The sequence below is a fragment of the Paracoccus aerodenitrificans genome (assembly GCF_027913215.1).
Classification (GTDB): Bacteria; Pseudomonadota; Alphaproteobacteria; order Rhodobacterales; family Rhodobacteraceae; genus Paracoccus; species Paracoccus aerodenitrificans.
Genome location: NZ_CP115784.1, coordinates 1,320,347 through 1,343,864, shown reverse-complemented (window position 1 = coordinate 1,343,864; position 23,518 = coordinate 1,320,347). Strand labels below are relative to the sequence as shown.

General features: G+C 62.2%; 24 protein-coding genes. 13 read left to right on the top strand and 11 right to left on the bottom strand.

What is annotated here, in order from left to right; translation table 11 throughout:
• Positions 1 to 64: 64 nt before the first annotated feature.
• Together PAE61_RS08105 and PAE61_RS08100 are read right to left on the bottom strand one after the other, a co-directional pair.
• Positions 65 to 658 (bottom strand): peptidylprolyl isomerase, encoded by a 594-nt coding sequence (locus tag PAE61_RS08105; RefSeq protein WP_271114805.1) that lies wholly within the window; start codon positions 656 to 658, stop codon positions 65 to 67.
• Positions 651 to 1,157: a peptidylprolyl isomerase gene (locus PAE61_RS08100; protein ID WP_271114804.1), complete on the bottom strand. Its 507-nt coding sequence runs from the start codon at positions 1,155 to 1,157 to the stop codon at positions 651 to 653. The genes PAE61_RS08105 and PAE61_RS08100 overlap by 8 nt, the downstream gene beginning before the upstream one ends.
• A gap of 152 nt (positions 1,158 to 1,309) precedes the next feature.
• Here PAE61_RS08100 and PAE61_RS08095 point away from each other — a divergent pair, with 152 nt between their 5' ends.
• Together PAE61_RS08095 and PAE61_RS08090 are read left to right on the top strand one after the other, a co-directional pair.
• Positions 1,310 to 2,509 (top strand): phosphoglycerate kinase, encoded by a 1,200-nt coding sequence (locus PAE61_RS08095; RefSeq protein ID WP_271114803.1) that lies wholly within the window; start codon positions 1,310 to 1,312, stop codon positions 2,507 to 2,509.
• Positions 2,510 to 2,544: 35 nt separating this feature from the next.
• Positions 2,545 to 3,813 (top strand): glutamate-5-semialdehyde dehydrogenase, encoded by a 1,269-nt coding sequence (locus PAE61_RS08090; protein ID WP_271114802.1) that lies wholly within the window; start codon positions 2,545 to 2,547, stop codon positions 3,811 to 3,813.
• Positions 3,814 to 3,854: 41 nt separating this feature from the next.
• On the opposite strand, the gene PAE61_RS08085 is transcribed toward PAE61_RS08090, so the two are convergent.
• On the bottom strand, positions 3,855 to 4,517 hold the full coding sequence (locus tag PAE61_RS08085; protein WP_271114801.1) for a histidine phosphotransferase family protein: 663 nt from the start codon (positions 4,515 to 4,517) through the stop codon (positions 3,855 to 3,857).
• Positions 4,518 to 4,534: 17 nt separating this feature from the next.
• Between PAE61_RS08085 and PAE61_RS08080 the strand changes: the two genes are divergently transcribed.
• The 7 genes from PAE61_RS08080 to yecR all read left to right on the top strand — a co-directional run bounded on the left by PAE61_RS08080 (position 4,535) and on the right by yecR (position 8,482).
• Entirely contained in the window at positions 4,535 to 4,714 is a 180-nt protein-coding gene (locus PAE61_RS08080) for a DUF3553 domain-containing protein (protein WP_271114800.1), read from the top strand.
• 135 nt (positions 4,715 to 4,849) lie between these two features.
• Positions 4,850 to 5,635 (top strand): L-ornithine N(alpha)-acyltransferase, encoded by a 786-nt coding sequence (gene olsB, locus PAE61_RS08075; protein WP_271114799.1) that lies wholly within the window; start codon positions 4,850 to 4,852, stop codon positions 5,633 to 5,635.
• Entirely contained in the window at positions 5,617 to 6,459 is an 843-nt protein-coding gene (gene olsA / locus PAE61_RS08070; protein WP_271114798.1) for a lyso-ornithine lipid O-acyltransferase, read from the top strand. The genes olsB and olsA overlap by 19 nt, the downstream gene beginning before the upstream one ends.
• Positions 6,460 to 6,552: 93 nt before the next feature.
• Positions 6,553 to 6,891 carry a ferredoxin FdxA gene (gene fdxA / locus PAE61_RS08065; RefSeq protein WP_271114797.1) on the top strand — a complete coding sequence of 113 codons (339 nt, stop codon included), beginning with the start codon at positions 6,553 to 6,555 and terminating at the stop codon, positions 6,889 to 6,891.
• Positions 6,892 to 7,208: 317 nt separating this feature from the next.
• On the top strand, positions 7,209 to 7,718 hold the full coding sequence (locus tag PAE61_RS08060) for a CarD family transcriptional regulator (protein ID WP_271114796.1): 510 nt from the start codon (positions 7,209 to 7,211) through the stop codon (positions 7,716 to 7,718).
• 166 nt (positions 7,719 to 7,884) lie between these two features.
• On the top strand, positions 7,885 to 8,076 hold the full coding sequence (locus tag PAE61_RS08055; protein ID WP_271114795.1) for a hypothetical protein: 192 nt from the start codon (positions 7,885 to 7,887) through the stop codon (positions 8,074 to 8,076).
• 97 nt (positions 8,077 to 8,173) lie between these two features.
• Entirely contained in the window at positions 8,174 to 8,482 is a 309-nt protein-coding gene (yecR, locus tag PAE61_RS08050) for a YecR family lipoprotein (protein WP_271114794.1), read from the top strand.
• Positions 8,483 to 8,536: 54 nt separating this feature from the next.
• Here yecR and lepA read toward each other — a convergent pair whose 3' ends face one another.
• Positions 8,537 to 10,336, bottom strand: a complete 1,800-nt coding sequence (lepA, locus tag PAE61_RS08045; RefSeq protein WP_271114793.1) for a translation elongation factor 4 — start codon at positions 10,334 to 10,336, stop codon at positions 8,537 to 8,539.
• A gap of 139 nt (positions 10,337 to 10,475) precedes the next feature.
• Between lepA and PAE61_RS08040 the strand changes: the two genes are divergently transcribed.
• From PAE61_RS08040 to PAE61_RS08025, 4 genes are all read left to right on the top strand, one after another.
• Positions 10,476 to 12,455 (top strand): acyltransferase family protein, encoded by a 1,980-nt coding sequence (locus tag PAE61_RS08040; RefSeq protein WP_271114792.1) that lies wholly within the window; start codon positions 10,476 to 10,478, stop codon positions 12,453 to 12,455.
• 102 nt (positions 12,456 to 12,557) lie between these two features.
• Complete coding sequence (ade, locus tag PAE61_RS08035; protein WP_271114791.1) at positions 12,558 to 14,258, top strand: adenine deaminase; 1,701 nt, start codon at positions 12,558 to 12,560, stop codon at positions 14,256 to 14,258.
• A 249-nt stretch (positions 14,259 to 14,507) separates the two neighbouring features.
• Positions 14,508 to 14,807, top strand: coding sequence for a hypothetical protein (locus PAE61_RS08030; protein ID WP_271114790.1), 300 nt, complete (start codon positions 14,508 to 14,510; stop codon positions 14,805 to 14,807).
• 1 nt (position 14,808) lies between these two features.
• On the top strand, positions 14,809 to 15,483 hold the full coding sequence (locus tag PAE61_RS08025; protein ID WP_271114789.1) for an NAD-dependent deacylase: 675 nt from the start codon (positions 14,809 to 14,811) through the stop codon (positions 15,481 to 15,483).
• Here PAE61_RS08025 and cysE read toward each other — a convergent pair.
• The 7 genes from cysE to PAE61_RS07990 are packed head-to-tail and all read right to left on the bottom strand — an operon-like array spanning position 15,480 to position 23,494.
• A complete protein-coding gene (gene cysE, locus PAE61_RS08020) occupies positions 15,480 to 16,325 on the bottom strand; it encodes a serine O-acetyltransferase (protein WP_271114788.1) in 846 nt (281 codons plus the stop codon). The two genes, PAE61_RS08025 and cysE, sit on opposite strands and share 4 nt — an antisense overlap.
• A 53-nt stretch (positions 16,326 to 16,378) precedes the next feature.
• Positions 16,379 to 17,092: a DUF2793 domain-containing protein gene (locus PAE61_RS08015; protein ID WP_271114787.1), complete on the bottom strand. Its 714-nt coding sequence runs from the start codon at positions 17,090 to 17,092 to the stop codon at positions 16,379 to 16,381.
• Positions 17,092 to 20,961, bottom strand: a complete 3,870-nt coding sequence (locus PAE61_RS08010) for a baseplate multidomain protein megatron (RefSeq protein WP_271114786.1) — start codon at positions 20,959 to 20,961, stop codon at positions 17,092 to 17,094. Before PAE61_RS08010 ends, PAE61_RS08015 begins: the two co-directional genes overlap by 1 nt.
• 12 nt (positions 20,962 to 20,973) lie before the next feature.
• On the bottom strand, positions 20,974 to 21,408 hold the full coding sequence (locus tag PAE61_RS08005; RefSeq protein ID WP_271114785.1) for a C40 family peptidase: 435 nt from the start codon (positions 21,406 to 21,408) through the stop codon (positions 20,974 to 20,976).
• Positions 21,401 to 22,249 carry a phage/gene transfer agent baseplate hub protein gene (locus PAE61_RS08000; protein ID WP_271114784.1) on the bottom strand — a complete coding sequence of 283 codons (849 nt, stop codon included), beginning with the start codon at positions 22,247 to 22,249 and terminating at the stop codon, positions 21,401 to 21,403. Before PAE61_RS08000 ends, PAE61_RS08005 begins: the two co-directional genes overlap by 8 nt.
• Positions 22,246 to 22,875, bottom strand: coding sequence for a DUF2460 domain-containing protein (locus PAE61_RS07995; RefSeq protein WP_271114783.1), 630 nt, complete (start codon positions 22,873 to 22,875; stop codon positions 22,246 to 22,248). The genes PAE61_RS08000 and PAE61_RS07995 overlap by 4 nt, the downstream gene beginning before the upstream one ends.
• 7 nt (positions 22,876 to 22,882) lie before the next feature.
• Complete coding sequence (locus tag PAE61_RS07990) at positions 22,883 to 23,494, bottom strand: RcGTA-type gene transfer agent tail tape measure protein (RefSeq protein WP_271115114.1); 612 nt, start codon at positions 23,492 to 23,494, stop codon at positions 22,883 to 22,885.
• Between the last annotated feature and the right edge of the window lie 24 nt (positions 23,495 to 23,518).

The window sequence follows — 23,518 nt, the reverse complement described above, 5'->3', positions numbered from 1 at the left end:
GCCGCGAATGGTCTCGCGGCGGCGCTTTCACTGGCACACGGCCTGAACAGCCGCTGTCACCGCGTCATTCCTGAACGGTGACTTTCGCCATATAGTCAGGCTGCTTGACGGCACCATTTGCCGCAGCATCGCCCTTCTTGATCGCATTCAGCACATCCCAGCCATCGACCAGTTGCCCGACAACCGTGTACTGCCCGTCAAGGAAGGTCGCCGGAGCCAGATCGATGAAAAACTGGCTGTTCGCGCTGTCGGGATCTGCCGAGCGGGCCATGCCGACGGTTCCGGCCTGAAACGAGACATCGCTGAATTCCGCCGGAAGATCGGGCAGTTCCGAACCGCCCATCCCCGCCATTGCGGTATCGCCGTCCTGCTTGCCATGCTCGACATCGCCGGTCTGGGCCATGAACCCGTCAATCACCCGGTGAAACACTACCCCGTCATAGGCACCTGACGCGGCCAGTTCGGTCAGACGCGCCACATGCTGCGGTGCCTTGTCCGCATAGAGATCGAGGGTGATCGTCCCCTTCGCCGCGCCCGAGGCATCGGCGACCTCGATCACAAGATTGGGCCCCGGCCCGTCGGAAACGCCCGGCAGGCCCTGCGCCGCAGCGCCTCCGGCGGCCAGCATGAAAGCGGAGATCAGGAAGATATTACGCATCGGCGGCAACCTTGACCGAGATCATCCGGTCGGGATTGGCCGGCGGCTCGCCGCGGGCGATAGCATCCACATGCTCCATGCCGTCGATCACGCGCCCATAGACGGTATATTGACCGTTCAGGAAATGATTATCCTTGAAGTTGATGAAGAACTGGCTGTTCGCGCTGTTCGGATTCTGCGAACGCGCCGCCCCAAGCGTTCCCCGGTCATGGGGCAGCTTGGAGAACTCGGCCGGCAGATCGTCCAGTTCCGAACCGCCCGTGCCGCAGCGCCGCGCGTTGTAATCCTGTTCCATATTGCCGTGCTCGACATCGCCGGTCTGGGCCATGAAGCCCTCGATCACGCGATGGAAAGCGACATTGTCGTATTTCCCGGCGCGGGAGAGTTCCTTCATCCGCTCGACATGTTTCGGCGCAACGTCCGGCAACAATTCGATGGTGACAGGGCCGTCTTTCAACTCGATGATGACGGTGTTTTCGGGATCTTTGATTTCGGCCATCCGGGCCTCCTCTGCAGTCGGTCGCATCAAGACCTAGACTCTTGGCGGCGGCCCTGCAACGCACGAACTTGTGGGTCGCGCGACGACGCGACATTGACGAGCGCGTGAGGATACAGCAAAACCGCCTCAGCTTATGTGAACCGGAGGCAGCCATGAAGTTCAACCGGATTGAAGATCTGGACCTCGACGGGAAAGTCGTTCTGACCCGCGTCGATCTGAATGTCCCGACTGATCGTGGTCAGGTCACCGACACGACACGTATCGACAAAATTGTGCCGACCATCCGCGCCATTCAGGACGCAGGCGGCAAACCCGTTCTTCTGGCCCATTTCGGACGTCCGAAAGGGAAGAATGTTCCCGAGATGTCGCTGCGCCAGATCGTTCCCGCACTGGAAGAAGCGCTCGGGGAAAAAGTCACCTTCGCCGAAGAAGCTGTCGGCGGCCCGGCGAAACGCGCTGTGGCGGCGATGCATGCAGGCGATGTCGTGCTTCTGGAAAATACCCGGTTTTACGAGGGTGAGGAAAAGAACGATCCGACCTTTGCCGCCTCGCTGGCGGCACTTGCGGATGTGTATGTCAATGACGCGTTCTCTGCCGCTCACCGCGCCCATGCCTCGACCGAGGGGCTGTCCCGGCTGCTGCCCTCTGCCGCAGGCAAGCTGATGGAGACAGAACTGGACGCGCTGAATGCAGCCCTCGGTGAGCCGGTGCGGCCTGTCGTTGCCGTGGTTGGCGGAGCGAAGGTCTCGACCAAGCTGGATCTGCTGGCTAATCTGATCGAGAAGGTCGATCATCTGGTGATCGGCGGCGGCATGGCAAACACATTCCTTGTCGCGAAAGGCGTCGCCGTCGGCACCTCGCTTGCCGAGCGTGACATGGCCGGAACCGCGAAAGAGATCCTGGAAAAGGCCGCCCGCACCAGCTGCGCGATCCATCTTCCGGTGGATGTCGTCGTGGCAAAAGAGTTCCGCGAAGGTGCGCCCTCCGAGACCGTCCCGGTCGATGCCTGCCCCGAGGATGCGATGATCCTCGATGCCGGACCGCAGACGGTGGAGCAGATCAACGGCGTTTTCGCGACCTGCAAAACCCTGATCTGGAACGGGCCTCTCGGTGCGTTTGAAATCAAGCCCTTCGACGCTGCGACCAATGCCTGCGCACAGGAAGCGGCGCGGCTGACCCGCGACGGGCTGCTGACCTCGGTTGCCGGGGGCGGAGATACGGTTGCGGCGCTCAATCAGGCCGGGGTGGCGGGTGATTTCACCTTTATCTCGACGGCGGGCGGGGCGTTTCTGGAATGGATGGAAGGCAAGGATCTGCCGGGCATCGCCGCCCTTGCGGATGCCCGCCAATAGACCAATCTCTGGCTGAAAGCCCGAAAGGAAAGCTCATGGACGGGGCACAAGAAAGCGCCGAGGCTCTGATCACCCGCATGGCACGCGCGGCGCGTGACGCCTCTGCCGATCTGGCAAGCGCCACGGCAGAGCGCAAACATGCGGCACTGATCGCTGCCGCCGATGCGGTGACTCAGCGTCAGGCCCAGATCCTTGAAGCGAATGCGCGGGATCTGGACTATGCGCGGGAAAAGGGGCTTTCGCCCGCGATGACGGACCGGCTGACCCTGAACCCGGAACGCCTGCGCGATATTCAGGACAGCCTGCGCTCGATCGCGGAACAGCCCGATCCGGTCGGCAAGGTGCTGGCCGAATGGGATCGCCCGAACGGGCTGCATATCAAGCGCGTCTCGACTCCGCTTGGGGTTCTGGGCGTGATCTATGAAAGCCGGCCCAATGTGACGGCGGATGCCGGTGCGATGGCGCTGAAATCCGGCAATGCGGTGATCCTGCGCGGCGGCAGCGATTCGATCCATTCCTCGGCGGCACTGCATGACTGCATGACGGACGGGCTTCGCGCGGCGAACCTGCCCGAAGCGGCGATTCAGCTTGTCCCGACCCGCGACCGCGAGGCGGTTGCCGCGATGCTGCGTGCTCAGGGGCTGATCGACGTGATCATCCCGCGCGGCGGAAAAGGTCTGGTCGGGCTGGTGCAAAGCGAGGCGCGCGTCCCGGTCTTTTCGCATCTCGAAGGGATTTGCCACATCTATGCCGACGCCGATGCCGATCCTGAAAAGGCCCGTCGGGTGGTGGTGAACGCCAAGACCCGCCGCACCGGCATTTGCGGAGCCGCCGAATGCCTGCTGATCGACCGCCGCTTCCGCGAACGTCATGGCGATGTGCTGGTGCAGGATCTTCTGGCCGAAGGGGTTGAGGTGCGGGCCGCAGATGAACTCGCCTCGGTCAGCGGGACGGTCACGGCCAGCCCGGATGATTTCGGGCGCGAATTCCTCGATAGCATTATCGCGGTGCGGCTGGTCGACGGGGTAGATGAGGCGATTGCCCATATCCGCCGCTATGGATCAGGTCACACGGAATCGATCCTGACCGAGAATGACGCGACCGCCGCCAAATTCTTCGCCAGCCTCGACAGTGCGATCCTGATGCAGAACGCATCGACGCAATTCGCCGATGGCGGCGAATTCGGCATGGGCGCGGAAATCGGCATCGCGACCGGCAAGATGCATGCGCGAGGCCCTGTCGGGGCCGAGCAGTTGACCAGCTTCAAATATCTGGTCACCGGCGACGGCGCGACACGGATATAATCCCGCCGCGTGATCCTGTGATCACGCGGTTTCCTGCCCGTTTAGAAACTGATCTCGGCCCCGGTATCGCAAAGCGACCAGCGGATCATCCGCCCCGCCTCGGCGGCGGTGATCGCCAGAAGCGGGAAGTGCACCTCTGCCGCGGGCGGATCGTACAGATCCGGGCTGTTCACATCGCTGCCGAGCCAGCTCCACAGCGCAGTATCGTGGCGCGTCCGGCTGCCCTCGGCACGCAAGTGCCAATGCGCAGCCTGTTGGCGGACCACGATGGACGCGCCCCACGGCATCGCACTGTGCAGACACATCAGCGCCAGCAGGACCATTTTCACATCCTGCCGCGAATGATCGGAATCGCTGTGCAGGGAAATCCGCATCTTTCCGGATTTCTCTATCTCTGCAACCAGATGCGCGAATTCCTTCGCGCGAATGCAATGAGAAGCCCCGACCGAGCCGAACGCAACGCGAAAACAGGACAGCCTTGCCCGCGCCGCGCTTAACGCGCCGTCGATCATCGACATTTCCTCACTTTCCGCCAGACCCGGCCAGTCCCCAGCCATCTGCAAAAGCTCCACCCCGTTGCAGATCGCACCCAAAGGCGACACAAGATCATGGCAGAGGCGCGACCCGAGCAGAGCGGCCACCCGTGCGGAAAGATCGCGACCGGGCCGGGCGGCGAAATCTGTTTCGGTCAGATCGTAAGTCATGACAAGGAAGCCTTCAGATGAACGAATTTCTGGAACCGGGGATGATCGTACGCCATCCGGGCGCCCCCGATTGGGGCGAGGGTCAGGTGCAGTCGCGCATCGGCGACCGCATTACGGTGAATTTTGCCGAGGCCGGCAAGCGTGTGATCGACGGAAGCAAAGTCTCGCTTGAGCTTGTCGATATGAATCAGGGCTGAGATTGACATAGCGGCACGTTAGAACAACTTAAAGTTGTGTCAATTATTTTCACATCAACTTCAGGATATTTTCTTCCTGTTGCAATAGCTTCGTGGCTTTTCTAGACACAGTTCAACCTATCACCACGGCGGCACATGGATCCCGACAGCAAGTTCTTCGATATCCGCATCGCAACCAGCGAACAGGATCTGAAAGCGGCGCAGCGCCTGCGCTATCGGGTCTTTGTCGAGGAGCTCGGGGCGGATGGAAAACTGGTCGATCACGAAGCCCGTCTGGAACGGGACGAATTCGATGAGGCCGTCGATCATCTGATTCTGGTCGATCTGCGCCGCGATGTGCAGCAGCTTGACCATGTTGTCGGTGTCTACCGCCTGCTTCCCGGCACCCGTGCGCGTGAATTCGGCCGGTTCTATTGCGACAGCGAATATGACCTGACCCGGCTGCGGGCCTCGGGACGCCCGCTTCTGGAACTGGGCCGGTCCTGCATCCTGCCCGAATATCGCGGCGGCGCGGGGATGTTCCTTCTGTGGAACGCGCTGTCGGAATATGTGCTGGAGCTGGGGATCGAGATCCTGTTCGGCGTGGCCTCGTTCCACGGCACGGATATCGACGAGATCGCTCAGCCGCTTGGCTGGTTGCACGCGCATCACCTTGCCGCCGCCGATCTGCGCCCGGTCGCCCGCAAAGAAGCCTATCAAAGAATGGATCTGATCCCGCCGGAACAACTCGACCGCCGCGCGGCCATGCTGGGGATGCCCGCGCTGATCAAGGCCTATCTGCGGCTTGGCGGCACAGTCGGGGACGGGGCCTATCTGGACCGCGATTTCAACACGACCGATGTTCTGCTGATGATGGATACCTCGGCCATGTCGCAGAAACATCGCGATTTCTATACCTCGAAATGGCAGAAACGGGGCTGAGCGGCCCGACCTGGGCAGGCGGTGCGCCTCCTGTCATGCCCCGGCCCGGCTTTCGCGGCTGGCTGCGGATCCTGAGGCGGGGGCTGCCCGCCATCGCCGTGCTGATCCTCGGCGTGCCGCTTCTGATCCTGCTGCGATTCTTCGAGCGCATCTTTTCCGGCCCCTGCCGCCCGGTGACAGGACCGTTCGTGCAGGGGGTCTGCCGCTGCGTCCTGTTCTGCATCGGCCTACGCTGGACCCGGCATGGACGCCCGATGCAGGGCCCCGGCGCCGTCGTGGCCAATCACTCAAGCTGGCTGGATATCTTCACGCTGAACGCCGCCATGCCGGTGTTTTTCGTCGCCAAATCCGAGGTATCCTCATGGCCCGGTATCAATATCCTGACCCGGGTCACCGATACGCATTTCGTCGCCCGCGACCGGCGTCTGGCCGCCGGGCAGGCGCAGGAATTCGCCTCGCGAACCCGCGCCGGGCATCGCCTGCTATTCTTCCCCGAGGGTACCTCCAGCGACGGAATGCAGGTGCTGCCGTTCAAGCCGACGCTGTTTCAGGGTTTCCTCGCGCCGGAACTGCCGCAGGATCTGGCGATCCAGCCGGTGACCGCCATTTACCATGCGCCGGAAAAAAAAGATCCGCGCTTTTACGGCTGGTGGGGCGATATGCCTCTGGGGCCGCATATTCTTGCTGTGCTTTCCGTGGCGCAACAGGGTCACGTCGAAATCCTGCTGCACGAACCGATTCCCGTCTCTGGCAAGGATCGCAAAACACTGTCCCGGCTGGCTGAAACCGCTATTCGCGATGCAATGCCCGCGCGTCGCGGCTGATCGCACCCACACACGGAAAATCCATGAGTTATTGCCTTGAAAGGCCCTGCACCGCGGTCTAGGTGAAGCACCGAACGCCAGAAGGACGCAGGAATGACCTATATCGTCACCGACAATTGCATCATGTGCAAATATACCGACTGTGTCGAGGTCTGCCCCGTGGACTGTTTCTATGAGGGTGAGAACACGCTTGTGATTCACCCTGACGAATGCATCGATTGCGGCGTCTGCGAACCCGAATGCCCCGCCGACGCCATCCGTCCCGACACCGAACCGGATATGGAACCCTGGGTCGAGATGAACCGGAAATATGCCGAACAATGGCCGGTCATCACCCAGAAAAAGGACCCGATGCCGGGATATGAAGAAATGGACGGTGTCACCGGCAAGCTTGAGAAATATTTCAGCCCGAATCCCGGTGAGGGCGACTGATTCTCTGATCCCGCGCCCGGGCATGCGCTTTTGGCCGGTCCGCTCAGGGGATTGAAATTCTGATGGATTCCGCCCGTTTCCGGGCCTATACTGCACTGCAGAAGAGCGGCTTTTTTCGGGCCTTTTTTTGTGATATAATTCCTTCACAATCGACCGGAAAACCGCGTTTTCCGGCATGGAAAGGAAGGTCTCCGTCGTCTGCCCGGCGGATATATGTACATCAGAAAATCCGGCCTGACGGAAGGGGGTTTCCCGCCGTAGGGCCGTTTTTGCCGCCGGCACCCTGAGAATGGCGGTATTAACCGGAAGGAAAAAGAATGTCCAAAACCAAGAAATCCGAATTCCGCCCCGATGACTTTGTTGTGTACCCCGCTCATGGCGTGGGCAAGATCGTCTCGATCGAGCAGCAGGAAGTTGCCGGTATGGCGCTGGAAATGTTCGTGATTTCGTTCGAAAAGGACAAGATGACCCTTCGTGTCCCGACTGCACGCGCTGCCGAAATCGGAATGCGCAGCCTCGCCAGCCCCGATCTGATCGAGCAGGCTCTGACCACGCTGAAAGGCAAGGCCCGCGTCAAGCGTGCCATGTGGTCGCGCCGGGCGCAGGAATACGAACAGAAGATCAACTCGGGCGATTTGCTGGCCATTGCCGAGGTGGTCCGTGACCTGCACCGCAATGACGATCAGCGTGAGCAGTCCTATTCCGAGCGTCAGCTTTACGAAGCGGCTCTGGACCGGCTGACCCGCGAAGTCGCCGCTGTCAGCGGTATCGATGCTGCCGGTGCGCAGAAGAAAGTCGATGACGTTCTGGTCGCCCGCGCCGCCTGAGTTTTCTTGAACAAGATGAAAAGGCCGCCCGGTTTGGCGGCCTTTTTACATGGGAAATGCTGGATAACACGGTCGATTCCCGATATGGTTTTCCTGTTTTCGGCCGGAACCACAGGCCGTTCACCGCATTGAGTCACTGCCCCCGACATTGCACCGGAGAGACCCGATGAAAAATCCTTGGATGAGCGCATGGCTTTCCGCCGCCAACAGCATCAGCGGCTCGACCCGAAACCAGATGCTGGCCGAGATGAGCAAGGCGCAGAATCAGATGATCGAGGACTGGCAGCGCATCTGGGTGGATACCTGGGTTGCCATGTGGTTCCCGTGGATGCCGCAGAACGGCAAGCGCCGGAAATAGCGGACCGTTCTGCCGCCCCATCGCGGCTTAACGAAGAATTAGGGGTTTCGTGAAAAGAGTGGCTGACCAGCCTTCCTCATCATGAGACGGAACTCCGATGAAAAAACTGCTGCTTTGCGCCCCGCTTCTGTTCGCCGCCGGATGCTCGGTCGAACCGCCTCCGGCGATGTCGCCTGACAGTCAGGTCAATACATTCGTGGAAATGGCGTATGAAGCGGATGCGCTGAAAGCCGCCCTGATCGATTGGGGCGCTGTCAAAAAAAATGCGATCTCTCAATGCAGTTCCTGGGGCTATGCCAGTGCTCAAGCCTATGAAGGGACGCGAACCCAGTGTCAGTCGATGGGCGCGTCAAGCAATTGCGACCTGACAACGGTCAGCCGCATCTATCTGTGCACCCCACATTAGCAAAAGAAGGCATCGTGGTAAAAAATGGCAGGCCATCCGCGGCCTGCCACCGGCTTACCCATCCATCTTCAGGGCCTGAATAAACGCACTTTGCGGGATTTCGACCTTCCCGAACTGGCGCATCTTCTTCTTGCCGGCCTTCTGTTTTTCCAGCAGTTTCTTCTTCCGCGTCGCATCCCCGCCATAGCATTTCGCGGTCACATCCTTGCGCATCGCGCTCAGCGTTTCACGCGCGATCACACGCGACCCGATCGCCGCCTGAATCGGGATCTTGAACATGTGCCGCGGAATCAGCTCTTTCAGCTTTTCGACCATCACCCTGCCCCGCGCCTCGGCCCGGTCGCGATGGACCATGATCGACAGCGCATCGACAGGTTCGTCATTCACAAGGATCGACATCTTAACCAGATAATCCTCGCGATATTCGCTGATCTGGTAATCGAATGACGCATAGCCCTTGGTCACCGATTTCAGCCGATCATAGAAATCGAACACGACTTCCGCCAGCGGCAGATCGTAGACCACCATCGCCCGCGACCCGGCATAGGTCAGATCAAGCTGGATGCCGCGCCGGTCCTGACACAGTTTCAGCACATCGCCCAGATATTCATCCGGCACCATGATCGTGGCCTTGATGCGCGGCTCCTCGATATGATCGACCAGAGTCAGATCGGGCATATCGGCGGGGTTGTGCAACTCGACCACCTCGCCATCGCGCATATGCAGGCGGAAAACGACTGACGGCGCGGTAGTGATCAGATCCAGATCGTATTCGCGTTCCAGCCGGTCGCGGATCACCTCAAGATGCAGCAGGCCAAGGAACCCGCAGCGGAACCCGAAACCAAGCGCGGCCGAGGTCTCCATCTCATAGCTGAAAGACGCATCGTTCAGCGCCAGCTTTTCGATGGCATCGCGCAGCGCCTCGAAATCATTCGCATCGACCGGAAACAAGCCGCAGAACACCACCGGCTGCGCGGGCTTGAAGCCCGGCAGCGGCTTGTCGGTCGGTTTCTTCTCATGAGTGATGGTGTCGCCGACGCGAGTGTCGCGGACCTGCTTGATCGATGCGGTGAAAACGCCGATCTCGCCCGGGCCGAGTTCCGCAATATCCTTCATCGCAGGCGTCAGCACGGCCAGCTTGTCCAGCCGATAGCTGGCGCCGGTCTGCATCATCTTCACCTGATCGCCCCTGCGGATCACCCCATCCATGACCCGGATCATGACGACGACGCCCAGATAAGGATCGTACCAGCTATCCACCAGCATCGCCTTCAGCGCCGCATCGCGGTCGCCCGTGGGAGCGGGCAGACGGGTGACGATGGCCTCCAGCACCTCCGGGATGCCCAGACCGGTCTTGGCAGAAATCGGCACGGCCTCGGATGCGTCGATGCCGATCACATCCTCGATCTGTTCTTTGACGCGATCGGGTTCCGCCGCCGGCAGGTCGATCTTGTTCAGCACCGGAACGATGTCGTGATCCGCATCAATGGCCTGATAGACATTGGCCAGAGTCTGCGCCTCAACCCCCTGCGTCGCATCCACCACCAGCAGGCTGCCTTCGACCGCACGCATGGACCGGCTGACCTCATAGGCGAAGTCCACATGGCCGGGCGTGTCGATCAGATTCAGCACATAAGTCTGCCCGTCCTTCGCCGGATAGGCGATCCGCACGGTATTGGCCTTGATGGTAATGCCGCGCTCACGCTCGATATCCATCGCGTCCAGAAGCTGCGCCTTCATGTCACGCTCGGCAACCGTGCCGGTCAACTGGATCAGCCGGTCGGCAAGTGTGGATTTTCCGTGGTCGATATGGGCCACGATCGAGAAATTGCGGATAAGGTTCAGGTCGGTCATGGGCCGCATATACAGGGGCGAATGCGACGCTGGAAGAGGAATTCATTCCGGCCCGCGCACCGACGACGCAGAAGCTTGAACAGAATCGCACTCTGGCCTATTCGTCGGCCAGTTACGTTACCCAGGTGTCACTAAGTTTATGAAATACCGTTCGGAAATCGACGGTTTGCGGGCCGTTGCCGTTATTCCTGTCATCCTGTTCCATGCAGATTTCGACATCTTCTCTGGCGGCTATGTCGGGGTAGATGTTTTCTTCGTGCTCAGCGGCTATCTGATCTCGGGAATTATCCTTCATGACCTGCAGCGTGACAGGTTCAGTATCGCGCGATTCTACGAAAGGCGGACACGTCGCATTCTGCCTGCGTTATTCCTGACACTGACGGTCTGCTCTGTCGCCGCCTGGTATTGGTTTCTCCCCCGCGACATGAAGGATTTCTCGCAAAGCCTTGCCGCCAGTGCATTGTTTTTATCAAATTTTCTTTTCCTGCAGGAAAGTGCCTATTTCGACATTGAATCAGAGCTCAAACCGCTTCTGCACACATGGAGCCTGGCGATAGAAGAGCAGTATTATATCCTCTTCCCGCTGTTTTTCGGATTCCTGTTCAGGCGGTTAAGGAGGCATCTTCTTCCGGTGACCGCCGGGCTGATATTGCTCAGCTTCGGCTGGTCGATCTGGCAGAGCATCGATGCTCCTCAACGCGCCTATTTCCAGCTCAGCACCCGCATATGGGAACTTCTGGTCGGCGTGGCGGCGATGCTGATCCTGTCGCAGCGGAAAGAAAGCGATGCGCGACCCTACGGGGATATGCTTGCGGCGGTCGGGCTGGCGCTTGTGCTGGTTTCGGTATTCACTTTCGACGAGGCAACGCTGTTTCCCGGCCCCTTCGCAGCGGCTCCGGTCATGGGAACAGCGCTTGTCGTGATCTATGCGCAGCCGGGGACGCGCACCGCCCGGCTGCTATCTCTGCGCCCGCTGGTGCTGATCGGGCTGATCAGCTACAGCGCCTATCTATTTCACCAGCCAATGCTGGCGTTTCTAAGCTATACCAGCCCGGACGAGCCTGATTTGCTGAGCCGTCTGGTAATCATCGTCGCGGTGTTCCCGCTGGCGTGGCTAAGCTGGAAATTCATCGAGACCCCTTTCCGCACCGGTCGTGCCATGTCATCGGCGGCGGTTCTTCGCATCGCAGCAGCCTGCATCGCCTATTTCGCCATTCTCGGCGTGGTCGGAGACCGGCGGGACGGCTATTTGCGGTTCGATCTGGCGCAGGACGATTCGACGCTTCTGTCATCGCTGGAACGTAGCGGGCTGAGCGATTGCTCTGATCTTGAGGACTGCCTGACCCCGCCACCCTTGTCGGAAGATGTGCTGCTTCTCGGCGATTCCAACGCGTTCCATTTCTCTGCACCGCTTGCCGATGCTCTGGCCCGGCAGGAGCGGCGCCTGATCGGCCTGACACGCGGCGGCTGTTTCCCTTCTGACCGGGTGAACCGTGAGAACCGTTCCAAAAGCGCAAACGCCTCATGCCGAAGCTATTACCGGGCGCTTTTCGATTATATCGGCAGCGCGTGGCCAAAGCCGGATACCGTGCTGCTTTCGGCCTCATGGGCGATTTATTATTACGGCAGCGATTATTTCGCCGACAACCCGGTCCAGAGAACGCCGCATCAGAATGCCCGTGTGACGCTGATCGACCATAACGATACGGATGATGAGTCACGCCGCCGGACTATCCGCGATGAAATCACATCGCTTCTGCGACTGCTTTCCCGGAATTTCGATCATGTCTGCGTCGTTGCGCCGATGCCCTTGCTTACCAATAATTTCCGAGGCGGCGTTCCGACATTACTCTCTGGCATAGACGGGGTCAGCCAGACGGATTTCCTTGAGGAAACCGGTGAGCTTCTGGCGGTTTTTTCTCCGGCGAACCTGCCGTTGAATGTCAGGGTGCTGTTCCCGCATGACCGGCTTTGCAGCTCGGGGGCCTGCCGGACGCAAAACAACGGGCAGTATCTGTACTCCGATATCAATCATATCAGCGATTATGGCGCAAGATCTGTCTTCGCCGAGATGTTTGCAGGCGATCCGGCCTGCCTCGGCGCGGGGGATGCGGATTAACCTTTCCGTTTCCGCCTGCGGAATCGCGTTTACGGCACTGGCTGCGATCTTTACGGCAGCCTTCTCAGATCCGATGATGGGCTGAAAACAGGAGTTGCCGAAATGGACCGACCATCCCCAAGCCTCGAACAGCGAATCTCACAGGGCCGGGGCGACGTCGCTGCGGATCTGGTTCTGAAAGGCGGCAAGGTCTGGTGCATGGTCACCGGCGAATATATCGCGGGTGACGTGGCGATCTGTGGCGATACCATTGTCGGGATCGGTGCAAGCTATGACGGCGCTCGGGAAATGGATGTCAGCGGCGCGATCCTCGTGCCCGGTTTTATCGACACGCATCTGCATATCGAAAGCTCCTGCGTGACCCCGGCTGAATTCGACCGTTGCGTTACCCCTCGCGGCATTACGACCGCAATCTGCGATCCGCATGAGATCGCGAATGTGACAGGGATCGAGGGGATAGACTATTTCCTGAAAGCCTCCGAAACCACACTAATGGATCTGCGGGTGAACCTGTCCTCCTGCGTGCCATCCTCGGCGATGGAGACCTCCGGCGCGGCGCTGAATGCACAGGATCTTCTGCCCCTTGCCGCTCATCCCGCAGTGATCGGGCTGGCGGAGTTCATGAATTATCCCGGCGTTCTGTCGCAAGACCCGGTCTGCATGGACAAGCTGCGCGCGTTTCAGGGCGGCCATATTGACGGCCACGCACCGCTTCTGTCAGGCCGCGATCTGAACGCTTATATCGCCGCCGGGATCGGGACCGAGCACGAAGCCACGACCGCCGCCGAAGCGGTCGAGAAGCTGCAGAAAGGGCTGCGCATCCTGATCCGGGAAGGATCGGTGTCGAAGGATCTCGACGCGCTTGCGCCGGTTCTGACGCCTTTGACGGCCCCTTATATGTGCCTCTGCACGGATGACCGGAACCCGCTGGATATTGCCGAGGAAGGCCATCTCGACAGCATGATCCGCCGCCTGATCGCGCATGGCTGCGACCCGCTTGCGGTCTATCGCGCCGCGTCCCTATCAGCGGCAGAGGCGTTCGGCCTGAAGGATCGCGGACAGATCGCGCCGGGGAAACGCGCGGATATCGTCGTGCTGGAGGATGTCGCGCAGTGTACCCCCCGCGTCGTCATCTGCGGCGGCCTTCCGGCAAACCCCGACGCGTTCGCCTCGCGCAGCTCACCCCCGCCGGTGGGGCTCGGATCGGTCCATCTGCCCGACCTCTCGGCAGAGAGCTTCCGGCTTAACGGGTCCGGCGACTGCCCGGTGATAGGCATCCAGCCCGGCCGCATCATCACCGATCATCTGCATGAGAAGATCCCGATGACCGACGGGGATCTGCGCCCCGATGCGGCGCGGGACCTCGCCCGGATCTCGATTGTCGAGCGTCACGGCAGGAACGGAAATGTCGCGAATGGTTTCGTGCGCGGCTTCGGGATCGCATCGGGCGCGATCGGCTCGACCGTCTGTCATGACCACCACAATATCGCTCTGGTCGGGATGGATTACGACGACATGCTGCTCGCCGCGCAACGGCTGGCGGAAATCGGCGGTGGCTTCGTCGTCGTGAACAAGGGCCGGATCAAGGCCGAATTGCCGCTGGAAATCGCCGGGCTGATGAGCAGGGCGCGTTTCGAGGATGTGCATGACGCCCTGTCCCGACTTCGCCTCTCTGCAAAGGATCTGGGGATCACTCTGCATGAACCTTTCCTGCAACTGGCATTTCTCGCCCTGCCGGTCATCCCGCATCTGAAGATCACGGATCGCGGGATGATAGATGTGGACCGTTTCGAAATCATCTGATGCGGGTCCGCGCCATGACGGCGCCCCGGACGATGCCCGCGCAATCGGGTGATTCGCACTGTGCCCCCGCAGCACATGAGGCATGCCACAACATATAGGGCGCAGCGCCGGAAACCCGGCCATCCCTTCGCCCAGACGAAGATTGAGCAAAAGCCGCATTCTTGCTAGTCTGTGCGCACCGAGCGGTGTGTGCATTCCACCGCCTCCAACAAGCCGACAAGGCACTCAGGCAGACCCGAGGAGACAGAGATGAATCGCATTCTTATTGCCGCTGCTGCGGTCGTTCTGACCACGCCGCTTGCAATGGCTGGCCCGATTGACAGCGCCTGCGTCCGTTCAGAGCGTGGTGCGCGGCAAGCAGCGCTATGCGGCTGCGCCCAGCAAGTCGCCGACCAGATGCTGTCGCGCTCCGATCAGCGCCGCGCGGCCCGCTTCTTCCGCGACCCGCATGAGGCTCAGGTCGTGCGCATGTCGAAAAGCGACCGCGACAACGCATTCTGGGCCCGCTACAAGCGCTTCGCCGGCGCGGCAGAGGTGTATTGCCGCTGATATGCGTATCGTCGTCCTGACTGGGGCCGGGATTTCCGCCGAAAGCGGTCTGCGAACCTTCCGCGCCGAAGACGGTTTGTGGGAAGATCACCATGTCGAGGACGTCGCCACGCCCCAGGCCTATGCCCGCGATCCGGTGCTGGTCCATCGTTTCTATAACGCCAGACGCAGCGCCGTCGCAGCGGCACAGCCAAACGCCGCGCATCGCGCCTTGGCCGATCTGGCGCAGGAACACGATCTGACACTTGTCACGCAGAATGTGGACGATCTGCACGAACGCGGAGGATCGCCCTCGGTGATCCACATGCACGGAGAGGTGAACCGGGCACTCTGCGCCGCATGCGATCACCGCTGGCCAAGCCCGATGGAAATAGATGTGAACACGCCCTGCCCGTCCTGCGGCAGGAAGACGGCACGCCCCGATATCGTCTGGTTCGGGGAAATGCCCTATCACATGGACCAGATTTCCGCCGAACTGGAACGCGCCGATCTGTTCGCGGCAATCGGCACATCGGGGAATGTCTATCCCGCCGCCGGTTTCGTCCAGCTTGCACGGCAATACAATGCCCATTGCGTCGAGCTTAATCTGGACCGTTCCTCGGTCAGCCGCGATTTCCACGAACATATCACCGGCCCGGCCACGAAGATCGTGCCGGACTGGGTGTTGGGGCTTTAACCGTCCTTTTCCTCGGCTCCGGTGACCTGAATCAGGTGATCCATCGCGAATGCCGGATCGGTGCAACCGGCATCGCCGACGATCTGCGCGGGCACGCCGGCAACGGTCTTGCAGGGCGGCACATCATGCAGCACCACCGATCCCGCCGCGATCCGGCTGCCGCGCCCGACCGAGATATTCCCCAGAACCTTCGCTCCCGCACCGATCAGCACATTATCCCCGATCTTCGGGTGCCGGTCGCCATCCGCCTTGCCGGTGCCGCCAAGCGTGACGGAATGCAGCATCGAGACATTTTCTCCGACCACAGCCGTTTCACCGATCACAATCGAGTGGGCATGGTCGATCATCACCCCACCCCCGACACGGGCAGCGGGGTGAATATCCACGCCAAAAGCCTCTGAACAGCGCATCTGCACGAAATAGGCCATATCCCTGCGCCCCTCGGAATAAAGCCAATGCCCGATCCGATAGGCCTGCAACGCCTGAAACCCCTTGAAGAACAGCAGAGGCTGGATCAGCCGATGCGTCGCCGGATCGCGCTCATACACCGCGCGAAGATCGGCTTCGGCATCGGCGACCAGCTCGGGACGCTGCGCATAGGCGGAATCGGCCAGTTCACGCAGCAATTGCTCTGACATTTCACCGGATTGCAGCTTCAGCGCAAAGCGATAGGCCAGAGCCGATTGCAAATTGTCGTGATGCAGCAGCCCGCCATGAACCAAAGCCCCTAGCAAGGGCTCCTGCGTGACGGCGTTCCGCGCCTCGGAACAGATCTGGTGCCACAACGCCACCCCTGACAGCGGCGTCGCAGCGTCTCTCTGGGTTTTCGCGGGGCTGTTCATGGCGGTCTCCTTTGCCGGGAAAGCTAACCGAAAGCCGCGATACTGAAAACCCGTCATGACGGCAAGGTCAGCTCCAGCCAGTGAACCGCAATGCGCACACGCCCGCCCGTGAACATCCCGCCCGTCGCCGTCAGGATGACCGGCGAGGGCTGCCAATAGGTCACCGGCTGGGACAGCATGCCCCGCGCCCAGCTTCCGGCGCCAGTGCCAAGCAACGACCCGAAACGGTCGGTTGCCCCCTCTGTCCCCATGCGCCAGCTTTCCAGCGAGCCGGTGATTTCCTCGGTCACCCGCGCCGTCGCGCCGATCACCATTGCGGCATTCGGGATCAGAAGATCGGTCACGACAGCCCCGCCCGCTGAAATCGCGATCTCGGTTTCCGCCATCCGCGCCGCAAGGGCCGAGCCATACAGTCCAAGCGTCAGCGCACCCGGCACCCAATCACTGCCGTCATGGATCGCCTGCACCCCCTGATCGGCGATGAAGCCACGCATCCCGGCCTGTGCCGCAACGAAGACCCAACCGCCATTCGAGGCAATCGCAATGCGCCCCTCCTGCCCCGCCCAGGCACCCGATGCGCCCGGCGGAACCGCGAAACAGGCCCCCTCTGCGGCGGTCAGCGGAGGCTCATGCTGCGTCACGCTGTTCAGAACCAGATTCACCAGCCCGTCCAGCCGGGCCAGCGATTCATTCACCGTCACATGTTTCTGCGCCTGAGACGCCTGAACAAGCGGCAGCGAGAAACGGGAAGTTGCATGATCAGTCATCAGAAGCTCCTGGTGGTGAAAGGTCCGGGTCCGTAATCATCCGAGATCTGGGCGACATGAAGCGTCAACTGCCCCTGCCCTGCGGCCTGCGCCAGATCATCGGGCAGGCTCAGAAACGGGTCCCGCGTCTCGAATTCCTGCATCTCGCCGCCGGTCTCGGCGCGGATCAGATAGGCCTCCCGCGTCTCGGCAAGCGGCACCTCGCGCAGATCCCAGCGATCGCCGGATTTCCGCGTCCGCCGTATCCAGCTCAGCCGGTTCCCCTCCAGCCGCATATGGCAGGGCGACAGGGGACGCAGCCCCGCCCCCGCAATCCGCGTCTGACGCAGGCGGAAACTGCTATCGTCCGGAGCACGCTGCGCCGGGCCGATCCGCCAGTAACGGACCTGCCCAAGCGCCTCGGGCTCCAGCTCGGGCTGTTGCAGCGCCGTATTCAGCAGCACGACGACCGAGTTTTCGGGCCAGATCTCCGGCATCAGCGCATCGGTGCCAAACTGACCGCGCAGCCGTTCTTCCAGCGACCAGCCATTGCGGAGACCCGGCACCGGCACGGCACGGCCGAATTGCAGGATCTCCCAACCGTCGGGCGAGCCATCGCCAATGGCAATCGCATTCGCCCCCTGCAACAGCGCTGCCATCGACACATCCCCGAACCGGCCCGAGGCCAACCGCACGACAAGCCCCTCGCCCCGGTCGATCAGCCCGGCCCGCGCCCGGCGCAGCGGGTTCAGCGTCCGTCCGATCACCGCGCCCTGCCGCAGCGTCGTGTTCAGCGCGAACCCGCCATCCTCCGAGACCGACCCATACACCGCCACCGACCCCGGCCAGGGCAAGGCGGACACGGCCAGATGCGGCGCATGCGGGATCTCATTGCCGCGCATCAGCGGCAGATCCATGAAAACCGGCCAGACCGGCATCGGCGGGCGGTATCGCGGCACGATCAGCCCTTCACCCTGCGAATCAGCGGGGCGATAGCTTCCCGGCTCGGTCAGCACGGCATCGACGGTGATCGCTCCGGCCCGCTCGACCCGGTCGATCCGCCAGCGTCTGGCGGTCTCATCCTGACGGCGCTTCAGCGACACTACATCCCCCGGACCAAGCCCGCCCAAAGAGGGCGGCAGGCAGAACCGGATCGTTTCGCGGCTGATCTGCGCCTCGGCAAGCCAGCGTTCGGCAATCGCCCGCGCCTCGCCCGAGGTCATCAGCAGCGGAAACTCACTGTCCGACACGGCAGGCGAGGCATCGCCCGGCAAGGCCGCCTCTACCGTGGACGCCGCATAGGCATCGCCGACCGCCAGATGCGTCAGACGAACCCGCCCGACCATCTCGGCCTCCGAGGCGCGGGCTGTTTCATGCGCGGCATTTTCCATTTCGGCCAGCTCGTCTTCGCTCAGCGCAGCACTGATCCGGCCATCGCGCATGACAAAGCGCAGCACCCCGTCACGCTCGACCGCGTCAAACCCATATGCCAGCATCAGCGGCTGAAGACGCGCCCGGGCCGTTTCATTGCCACCGACGACAAAGCCGCGCACCACGCCCGACAGGCCGGACACGTCGATATTCGTCACACCTGCCTCATGACAGATATCCGCCACGACCGAGGACAGCGCACAGGCTCCGGCCCGCCCGTTCAGCCAGTGACCGCGCTCCCATGCGGGTCCGTCCGACCACAGATCGGTGCGGCCCGGAAATGCCGGATAGGGCCGCGCATCCCAGCACCAGACATGAGCGCGGGACAGATCGACCATCGGCCCGCCATAGCTGCCCTGCGGATTATTGGCCGCATCGCCCCAATATCGCATCATCGCCGCGACATAGGCCGCCTGCACGGCATCGTCCCGCCGCCCCGAGGAATAATGCGGCAGGCTCGATTCCGAACTCATGATGTCCAGAAACTTATTCGGCTGGTTCGTCCCCTTATCCAGGGCAGCGCAGCCCATTTCCGTGAACCAGATCGGCTTGGAACGCGGCTTCCAGCCGGTCGGAACGGCCATGCGCTGCCCCCCGATCCGCTCATGATGGGGCCTGCTCCACCAGTTCATCAGATCCTTGTAACGCCAGATCCAGGGTTCGCCATACGCCCCGTCGCTGATCGGCGTGCGGATCTGGGCATCGCGATGCGCGGGATCGGCATAATACCAGTCATACCCCTCTCCCCCGGCAATATTCGCTTCCAGATAGCCCGGCGCGTCGATCCGCCGCCATGAAGCATCCGCGTGATCCTCCCCATCGCGCCAGTCAGACAGCGGCATATAGTTATCTATGCCGACGAAATCGATATTCCTGTCCGACCAGAGCGGATCGAGATGATAGAAAACCTCGCCGCCGCCGGAGTGATAGCCGAAATATTCCGACCAGTCCGCCGCATAGCTCAGCTTCACATCCGGTCCCAAAATCGCGCGGATATCGGCAGCCAGACGGCGCAATTCCTCGACCGCCGGGAAATGATCCCCCGGCCCGCGAAGCTGCGTCAGGCCGCGCATCTCGGACCCGATCAGGAACGCATCCACGCCGCCTGCCTGTTTGCACAGATGCGCATAATGCAGGATGAAACGGCGATAGGACCACTCATCCGGCCCGCCATAAACGATCCGGCCTTCGACCACCGCAAAATCATCCGCCTGCGCAGAGCCGAAAAACCGCCGGACCGCCTCGCTGTTCGCGGCAGTGCCATCGGGACTGCCCTCGCGCCCCGGAGCAATCTCGGCAGTGATCCGCCCGCGCCAGGGCATGACAGGCTGATCATCCGCATCGCTCCACGGATCGGGCAGCGCGTTTCCGGCAAGCTGCTCCATCAGGATGAACGGATAGAACACCGCCTTGCGCCCGGATGCCGAAATCGCCCTCAGCGCCTCAAGCACCGCGCCATCGGCCGGGGTGCCGCCATAGAGCGGCCGCCCCTCATGCCGCGCGACCTCCTGCGCCTGATCCCGCGCGATCCCGCCCGAGCGCCACGGCATGCTGTCCCCGTCCCGCGACGCATCCTCAACCTTGGGACGCAAGGAACAACGCCCCGCACGAAGATCGTCTCCGAACCATGACACCACCAGCGAAACCGACCCGACATCCGGCAATTCGCGGCCCAGAATATCCATTGAAGCCGCAAAATCCGTCGGGGCAAGCGCCGTCGCACTGTTCGCGGGCCGGATCTCGCCCATGCCCAGATCATAGCGGACAGGCGTGGTCGCCAGCGAATATTCCCCGGTCGCGGGGATCATCGCCACGGCCCGGACCTGACCGGACAAACCGCCCCCGCTCCGCGCCGGAGCGGTCACCTCGAAGCTGAGCTGCGGCAGCCTGTTGCCCCAGCGTTGCAGGTCAAGCTGCTCCAGCACGACATAGGCCACGCCACGATAGCATGGCGCCGCATCGCCCAGATGCGCCTTGATGCACGGATCCGGCAACTGGTCCTCGCCGCCGGTATAGACCTGCATGTTCAGATCCTCGGGAGAGACCTCCTTGCCATCGGCCCAGACCCTGCCGACCCCGGCTACGGGTCCCTCGCACAAAGCAAGCGCGACGCTCAGCCGATAGGAAATCTCTTTGACCTTCGGTCCCCGCCCCTTGCCGCCGCCATGCCGCGACGATGTCTCGGTCAGCGGCGATGCCCAGATGACATGGCCCGGCAGACGCATCTGCCCCCAGACTCTCGGGATCGCCACACCTTCGCCCGCGCTCTGCAATCGCAGCCTGTCGATCCGTCCGGTCTCGACGGTCTGAGAGCCGGACCCCAGCAGACGCTGATCTATCGCCCGGCCGATCGTGGCCCCCACGGCCCGCCCGATCGCAGCGCCGGTCAGGCCCAGAACGGTGCCACCAAAACCCGCCCCGATCGAGGCTCCCACGGCAGAAAGCAGGATCGTCGCCATTTCAAACTCCTCCTAGTCGGGAAAGCGGAACCGGGCCGCAATGCGCTTCAGCCACGGCGCGGAAAGCGGACTTTCGACAACGCCATGAGGGTCGTAGGCATGGATAAAAGACGGCGCATGACCGCCTTCCGACACCACGCCCAGATGTTTGGCACAGGCCCCGCGCCGCATTCGGAACAGCAGGATCTGGCCCGGAAAAGGCGGTGCATCGTCAGGCAGGAAATACCGCCGCGCCGCCGCCATAAGCGGCTCGGCCCCGTCATATTCGCCCCAATCGGGCGTATAGAACGGCACCGGCCCCGGCTCTTGCCCGTGAATGCCCCGCCAGATGCCACGCACCAGCCCAAGACAATCGCAGCCGACGCCCTGGCAAGAGCCGCGATGCTGATAGGATGTGCCGATCCAGCTCCGCGCGATGGCAGTGATTTCCACCCCGCGCTCAGTCATCATGCGCCTCATGGCCACGCCCGCGATCTGCATCCGGAGCCATCAGCCAATCCTCCTGCGGAAGATCCGGGAAGCCACGGAAATTGGGGAAATTCGCGAATTTCCGCAGACAGGTCGCCGCCGCCTTGTCGCAGCCTGCCGTCAGGCGCACCTGATCACCCGCCGCAGGCGGAATGCCGGGCTCGACCCACAGTTCCACCTCGCGCCGGCCACCCGGCAGGGCACGGTCATTCTTCACCTGCGCGGACAAACCTTCTGCCGCACCGCTGAGGATCAGACATTCGCCACGCTCGAACCAGCGATCCTCAAAGCCCTCAAGCCCGGCCAAACCGATGCGCCCGTCCTTGATCCATTCGATCCGCGCCGTGCCGCGCAAACCGGGACGGTCCAGATCCAGCTTGCACCTCCCGTCCCCCAGAAGCGCATCGCAACGGGGGTGAAAAACCCGGCCATGAGACTGGTTCATCGGCTCTGAAAGACCGCGCAGCTCGGCCCGGAACGCACCGCCAGAGCGCGAGACCTCACCCAGATGCCCCCGGAAGACCAGCCTCGCCTTGCCCGGATCAGACCAGTCAACCTCCCATTGCCGCAACTCGGCACCATCCCAGCGACCGGCCAGAATGTCGCGCTCGTGAATGGCCCCGTCCGACAACGCGCCCACGGCTTCGGTATTATCCACCGACAGGCCAGAACCCTGCATGACCGCCAAAGCGCTCAGCCCCGCATCGGGCCGGAAGTCGATCCCGTCGAAACGCAGCTCATCGTCGTGATCGGTAAAGCCCAGAACCAGCCCGTCCCGCCGCGTGATCGCCCAGGCCCGCGCCATTGTCGTGATCGTCATTGCCGCACCTCGATCACCGGAACCTGCGGCATCTCGCCCGCCTGAAAAGAGGCCACCGACACCGCGATCCGATCCGCCGCGAAGCGCACCGGCACGTCGAATTCGAAACCCGCCGTGACCTCTGCCCCCTCACCCGGAGAGCGGGCGAATGTGACAATGCCGGTCGCGGTATCGACGTGATAATCCACCGCCTCACGCAGCCTGTCCCCGCCAATGCCCGCCCGGACCGTCCCCAGCACCGGCTTGCGGATCGGCCTGACATAGCTGCCGGGACCCGAGCTGTATGCCTTCACAAGCTGAAACGCATCCCTGCGCCCGTCCCCCAGCCCCAGACGCTGATCCCGAAACCCCGGTTCGCCGCTCGGCGCACAGCTTTTGAAATCCGCCCAGTCCTTCCATCTGAACCCGTGCATCTGCCCGCCCCGTGCCTCGAAAAACGCAATCAGCGCCGCGACATCGTCCAGCGAGCGCAGACCCAGACCGGCATCGTAATGACGGCGGGAATGCGCCCAGGGCGTGTTGCGTTCCTCGAAGCCGTTGGTCAGCGTGACGATCTCGGTCCGCCGCTCGGGACCACCGACCGACCCGAAAGAGAGATTGGCCGGAAACCTGATTTCATGAAACATGAGCGCCTCACATATTGCGTTGACCGCGCGACAGAAGGCGGCCCATCTGCGCCGCGATCTGACTCTGAGAGCGGGCGAACCCCGCCACATCCGGCGTATTCACGGTGATGCTGACATTCACAGGCCGCGCAGCTGCACCCGAAGCGGCAACCCCAAGCCGCCCATCCGCACCGCGCTGCAACGGCATGATCGCCTCGGGTCCGGCCTCTCCCATCAGGCCCAGACCGCCCCGCATCGGAAAATGCGTCGGTTGGCTGACAACACCGCCTTTTGCGAAGGCGGTCACCCGGCCCTGAGAAAACGCCGCACCATCGGCAAAGGGAGAAACCGCCTGATTGATCCCGCGTGCCAGAGCACCCGCAACCGCCTGCTCGACCGGCTTCATCGCAATCGCATATGCCGTGTCCGCCATGCTGCGAGCCACGTTTTTCAGCGCGTCATTCAGCTTCATGCCGTCGAACATCACGCCGTCGAAGGCTCGCCTCAGCCCGCCGCCAATCCCGCTGGCGAAGCTGTCCACCTCTCGCCCCGTCAACCACAGCGATTTCTGCGCCCGGTCAAGCTCGGCACTGAGCCTGCCGGTGATCTCGGCGGTTTTCTCGATGTCTCGTCCCGACATGCCGCAGCCGCAGCAACCGCCGGT